The organism is Verrucomicrobiota bacterium, from assembly GCA_019247695.1.
Classification (GTDB): domain Bacteria; phylum Verrucomicrobiota; class Verrucomicrobiia; order Chthoniobacterales; family JAFAMB01; genus JAFBAP01.
This window is the reverse complement of the sequence record JAFBAP010000123.1, coordinates 1-5,737: the sequence shown is the minus strand read 5'-3', so window position 1 is coordinate 5,737 and position 5,737 is coordinate 1. Positions and strand designations below refer to the sequence as shown.

The window sequence follows — 5,737 nt, the reverse complement described above, 5'->3', positions numbered from 1 at the left end:
TTGCCCCAATGTCCAGCCAAGTGCCGTCGGGAAAATTCAGGCGGGTCCAAGCCACGAACACGCGCGATTGCCCGTATTCGATTTTTCGATCGTACTCGCCCACCAGCATGCTGCCCTGCGGGACCAAAAGCCAACGCCCGCTGGGCGTGTCGTAAACGTTTCGGGTGACCCGGGCCGTGATCATGCCGGGCAGCTCCGAGTTGATGGGCGACTCGAGCGCCGCGCTAATCGTCCAGCCCGGCTCGATCACGTAAGGCGTGGCCGGCCGCTGCACGGTCGTATTAATCGCCCATCGGTTCGCGTTGCCGTTGTAACCGGATAGCTCGGACCCAACATTGCCGCCGGAAGGTCCACCTTGCGGGTAAACCGGGACCGCCGGCGCTACAGGCACCTGATCCTCCTGGTAGGCCCGAACGGCGTTCGGGTTGCCCAAGTTGTTCGGGTCGGCTTTGCGCAGCACCGCTAACTGCTGCGGCGTCAGCTTGCGGGGCTCATCCTGAAGCATTTGCTGGAACCCCTGGCCCTGGACACCGCTGCGGGCGTTCAAGGCCGCGAAATAGGCATCCTTGAGCCGCTTGGTTTCCTCGTCCGGGGTGGGGGAAGCCGCCGGCGTCGTAAACGGCGCCGGGGTGGCGAAGGGCGACGCTTGAGGTGTCGGGTTCGGGGTGGCCGGCGGGATGATGCCCGCACCCCTTTGGCCGGACACCTCGTCGGCTAAGCTGAAGGAGCTGGTGCCGTGATCGTCCTGGGCCGTCGCCGGGGCATCCTTTTTGGGGCCGTTGCTCGACAGGCCAATCAACACGAGGAACCCGGCTCCCGCCGCGCCGGCGATGACGCGCCCGCGGTTGCTCAAGCGCCGCCCTTGCCGCAAACCCTGCGGCGAGGTTTGGCCGTTCAGTGGGTTCGCCGGGGTGGTAGAACGCGTGAAAAACCCCCTCATAAGCCGTTACCTCCCGAGGTGCGGATGACCGTCACCGATTTAGCCCCGCCGCCCGCGCCCACCGTCAGCAATCCTTTGTCAATCACCTCGTCGGCCACGTACCAATGCCCGTGCACGCGGTAAGGCACGATGTCTTTGGCCGTGTGGAACCAACCGCTCTTGCGTAAGCGGTAGAGCACAGGGGCGTCGTGGTCACCCATTCCGGGGGGCATCTCGATGTACGTGTGACCGTTTTCGGTGTAAGCCTGCACCGGCCGCCAGGGGGCGTCGCCAACGATTCGGTACCCCCCGCCGTGAGGGACTTTCTCGAGCGCCTCGCCCTTGCCCTCCAGTTGAGTGTGCACGCGAATGCGTCTCGTCTTAGGCTTAACTTCCACATAAGCGACCTGCACGCTAGCCGCTGGCGCCGGCGTGGGGTCAGGCGCTGCGCCTGAACGGTCGCCGCTTTGCGGCATCCCCGGCGCGCTTACCGGCGTTACGCCTGGACGGCTAGTCCCCTCCGCGGCTTTCGGCTTGCCCTCATAGACGAAGCTGACGTGGTGCATAAAGCGATCCCGGTGCGAGACCAAAAAGAAGCGGTACGTGCGCCGGGAGGTCGTCACGTCCAGCGTGGTGTAGATGCCGACAAACAACGGCTGAATGAAGAGGTGCTGAATCGGAGAATCGCCCTCTTGGCCGCTGGACGACATTTCCACCACCCAGCGCTTCGGGTCGCCGATGTGGACGTCCTCGATTTTAAAGGACTCGCCCGGCTCAAACTCGAGGTCGGTCTGCTGGAACATCCCGGTGACCACCTGGGGCATGCACTGGCCGTATTTGAACCGTACCGCGCCGTCCGGGCCGGGCTCGGGTACCATGGCCTCGGCCGATTTCGCCTGCCAAGCAGCGGTGATCTGAACACCGGCGGCTTCCTGGTAGTTGAGCTCTGGGTTAGTCCCGCCCAGGTCCGGCAAGGTCGACTCCATCGGGCTCGGGCTCGGGGAGGGCGAAGGGGAAGGCTGCGCTTCTTGAGCCGCATCGACGGCGGGCCGGGTGAGGACCAAGGCCGCCGCGCCGACGAGGCAAAGGTAACTGTGCGGTTGTCTCATATAACTAACAATTTATTGGGGCGTTTGGGACCAGGTAAACGTTTTGACGTAGACGCCAAACGGGTTGAACCGCATCGCCTCCGGGGTGGCATTATCCGGAGGCGCCGCGTAGACGGTAACGATCGCCCGCATGGGGAACCGCCGGATCAGGCGCCCGTCGCGGTCCTCCTCCTGTTCCGTCCACGTTACCTGCCAGGTGTCCGCGGACACCGGCAACGCGAAAGGGCTCTCCACGTGGACGATCACCTTCTCGGCGCGGACGTTCGGCCGCGAAGCCTTGCTGGCCTCGTACCAACCGCCGACCAGCTCTTGATAGGCCGGATCTTTACCCTTAACCATCGAGTACGCCCCGTGGACAAAATCCCACTGCAGGGCCGCGTCCGGCGTCACGGTGCGGGTCCAATGGATGAAGTTTAAGACCCAGGCGCGCACGGCCCCCCTCTCGGGGGATGCGGCCTTATCGGCAGGACCGAATGCCAACAGGGTGGCAAGGCGATCGGTTACAACCACGTAGGGCACAACCTTCGATTGGCTGCCGATCCAGGCAATGCCGCCCACCGCCGCCAGGGCGATCAACAGGGCGCCGCACGCCACCAGTTGCCAAGCGCGCTCGCCCGCGCGGGCGCGGGCATTCTCGTCGCGCAGGATCTTGCGCGCATCGAGGTAGGGCGTTTCACCGTTGCCCCTTACGGAGGTTTCGTTAGTTCGTTCGTCTTTCAAGCGGCAACCTTTTCTTGGTTAGTTTCCGATTCTTCCGGAAGGTAGTCGGCTAGCGACAGCTCCCGCCGGGAAAGCCATTCCTCCACCCAGCCATTGCCAAACGCGCGTTCCAGGCGCTGCACTTCCGCAACGGTTTCCTTGTCGCTTAGGGCCACAAAGGCGAGCGCCAACGGGCCAAGCTCCAGGCTGAAGAGCCGCCGTCCGGAGGGGCTGGTGTAGTAGTAATCCCGCTTTGGCCTGGAACCAGCCAGCAGCTCGATCTGCCGGTCATTAAGCCCGAAGCGACGGTAGAGGGCGGCCTGATCCTCCTGGAGGGCATTCGCGTTGGGGAGAAAAATTTTGGTCAGGCACTCCTGGTTAATAACGGAAAGCAAGCTCTCCGGGATGTCGGTGAGGCTTTGCGTCGCCATAACGACTGCGCAGTTCTGCTTTCGCTTGGTCTTGAGCCACTCGCGAACCTTCTCCCTAAACAGGGGGTGGTCGAGCAAGAGCCAGGCTTCGTCCATGATGATGGCCGCCGGCTGGCCTTTCAACGACCGCTCAATGCGCCGAAACAAGTACCAGAGGATCGGTAACGAGTATTTGGGGGCGAGGCCCATCAATTCCTCGACTTCAAAGCAAACGTAGTTGCCCAAGCCCTGAAGCCCATCTTCCTCAGCGTCGAAGACCCGTCCAAAACTGCCTTCGATGGTGTACTCTCTCAGGGTCTCTCGAATCCGTTCGACCTGAACCGTCAACACGAAATTCGAGAGGGTTCGGTGCCCATTGCGGTGCATGCTCTCAATGGAGCGGGCAATCTCGTTGCGCTCCTTAGGCGTGACCGGATCGTTCTCGTTGTTCAGGTTAACGATCTTCTCGATCCAATCGACCGCCCAGGCCCGGTCGGTGTCCGTCCCGAGATGCTGCAAGGGGCAAAACGCCAACCGGGCGTCGTCACCTGCGACGTGGTAATGCTGGCCGCCGGCTGCCTTACACAAGGTGTACATCGACATCCCCTTATCGAAACAGAAAAGGGACATGTTTCGGTACCTACGAAGCTGCGCCCCCAACGTTGCCAGCAGCGTGCTCTTACCGGTACCCATCGACCCGGCAATGAACGCGGCCGCCACGTCGCCGACGTGCAGGTTGAGCCGAAAAGGGGTATCGCCGCTGGTGACCCCGTGCAAGAGCGGCGGGCTATTGGGCGGGTAGAACGGGCACGGGCAGCTTTCCTGCCCGGTCCAGACGCCCGCCACCGGCAGCAGGTGCGCAAGGTTGAGCGAGTGCAGGAGCGGCCGGCGCTCGTTTTCTTCAACGTGGCCCGGCAGGGTGCCGAAGAAAGCATCTAAGTTATTCACGGCCTCAATCCGGGCCGAGAACCCCAAGTTATGGATCGCCCGGTAGACGGCCCGCGCCGCCTCGTCCAAAGCCCCGCGGTCCTCGTGCATCAGCACCACGTTGGCGGTGTAATAGCCCCCAACCACCTCCTGAGAATCGACGATGGCCTTGGCCTGGTGCGCCTCCTCGGCCATCGCCGCGGCATTTCGGTTCAGGTTACGCGTGGCGTACCGCAGGATCTTGGCCAGGAACGGCACCACCAGCTGGTCCCATTTTCGGCGGACCTTCTCGAGGTGGCTGTCGGCGGCGCTCCGGTCCAGAAAAAGAAACCGGGTGTTCCACCGGTAGCCGATCGACAACTCCGAGAGCGCGGTCAGGATGCCGGGGTAAGACTCGGAGGGAAAGCCGTCGATGGATACGCACTGGACGTAATGGAGCCCGACCTGGGGCACGATGTCGCCCCAGAGGTCCTGGCCGCCGAGCAGCGCGTCCAACAGGACCGGGGTTCGCGGCAGACGGATCGGGTGGTTCAATCCGGTCAGGCACCGCTGCAAGTGCGCCAAAAGGTCGTCGTAGACGACCGGTTCGCCGTCCTCCTCAACTTCGGTTCGTGCCTTGAGCCGCTCCAGGCGGAACACCGACGAGAGCCGATCTTCGAGCGCATCGACGTCCCGACAGAATCGGGCCAGGACATCCTCGGCTTCTTGCTCGGCGTCGGCTTTGGGCCGGTCATCGTCATACATCCACTCGGCCAGGCGACGGACGACCTTCGCCGGTGGCTGATACGTCACCGTCAGGACGAGTTCGGTTTCGTACAGGTTGCCCAAAGCCCCGAAGAACCGACGGCGCTCCTGGTCAATGGCCTCCGTAACCGGGTCCGGAAAATGGGACCGTTCGGGCGACGGGTAACCGGCAGCGGGCCGGCGGATCGCGTCGACGTGCCAACACCAACCGGAGCCCATCATGCCCGCCAAGGCGTGGTTGAGGCGCGCGGCCAGGGCGTTGCGTTCCTCGTACGTGCTGCTGGCATTGTCGGGCGCGTGGTAACGCCACCCGGCAATCAAGCAGCCGCTCTTACCAATGACCACGCCATCGGCCGCCACCGCGGCGTAATTGATCAGGTCGCAAAGGCCCGCCACCGTGGATCGGTGGCGTCTCAAAGACACCGACCGGTTAAGCTCCAAGGTGCGGCAGAGCAGCAGCGCCAGGAAGGCCAAGCCGACGAGGGCAAAAAGGACGGGAATCAAAGGGTTCATTATGTGAAGAGGGTTTTGATAAACTTCCGGCGGTAGGCCGAGGTCGGGCCGCTCAAGTCCTTTCGAAACGGCGTCGAGCGAGCCGGGTAGTAACGTTGGTACCGCCCAAAAGTCTGGTTATAACGCCAGTAATTCCGGCACACTTTCCAAAGGAGCGGGTCCGCTTTGGTCATCTGACGGAGGAAAAACAGCCCGAGGGGAAAGGCCACGCAAGCCGCCAGCATGGCCGCTGGGTGCCAACTCATCACCAGCGTCACGCACCCGATCAGGAGCATCATGACCAGGGTGCGGTCCGCGCCAAGGAATAGGATCGGGCGACTACCGACCCGGTGAATAGGAACCCGTTTCAACATGGGGGACCACCGTGGTTAAAGAGGCTCCGCGACCCATGATTTGCGAGCCGGCGCCCCAACCGA

At 63.1% G+C, this 5,737-nt stretch carries 5 protein-coding genes; all 5 read right to left on the bottom strand.

Features of this window, described 5'->3' with window-relative positions:
• On the bottom strand, positions 1-940 hold a 940-nt coding region (locus tag JO015_14810), incomplete at its 3' end, for a hypothetical protein (GenBank protein MBW0000368.1).
• Positions 937-2,028, bottom strand: coding sequence for a TrbG/VirB9 family P-type conjugative transfer protein (locus JO015_14805; protein ID MBW0000367.1), 1,092 nt, complete (start codon positions 2,026-2,028; stop codon positions 937-939). The genes JO015_14810 and JO015_14805, both read right to left, overlap by 4 nt.
• Before the next feature lie 12 nt (positions 2,029-2,040).
• A complete protein-coding gene (locus JO015_14800) occupies positions 2,041-2,748 on the bottom strand; it encodes a conjugal transfer protein TrbF (GenBank protein ID MBW0000366.1) in 708 nt (235 codons plus the stop codon).
• Positions 2,745-5,321, bottom strand: a complete 2,577-nt coding sequence (locus JO015_14795) for a conjugal transfer protein TrbE (GenBank protein MBW0000365.1) — start codon at positions 5,319-5,321, stop codon at positions 2,745-2,747. Before JO015_14795 ends, JO015_14800 begins: the two co-directional genes overlap by 4 nt.
• The gene (locus tag JO015_14790; protein MBW0000364.1) at positions 5,321-5,674 is read right to left on the bottom strand and encodes a VirB3 family type IV secretion system protein; all 354 of its coding nucleotides are present in this window, start codon (positions 5,672-5,674) and stop codon (positions 5,321-5,323) included. Before JO015_14790 ends, JO015_14795 begins: the two co-directional genes overlap by 1 nt.
• Between the last annotated feature and the right edge of the window lie 63 nt (positions 5,675-5,737).

Excerpts from the sequence above, each read along its gene's own strand:
- JO015_14805 (MBW0000367.1), bottom strand. The coding sequence starts at position 2,028 with ATGAGACAACCGCACAGTTACCTTTGCCTCGTCGGCGCGGCGGCCTTG.
- JO015_14795 (MBW0000365.1), bottom strand. The coding sequence starts at position 5,321 with ATGAACCCTTTGATTCCCGTCCTTTTTGCCCTCGTCGGCTTGGCCTTC.
- JO015_14790 (MBW0000364.1), bottom strand. The coding sequence starts at position 5,674 with ATGTTGAAACGGGTTCCTATTCACCGGGTCGGTAGTCGCCCGATCCTA.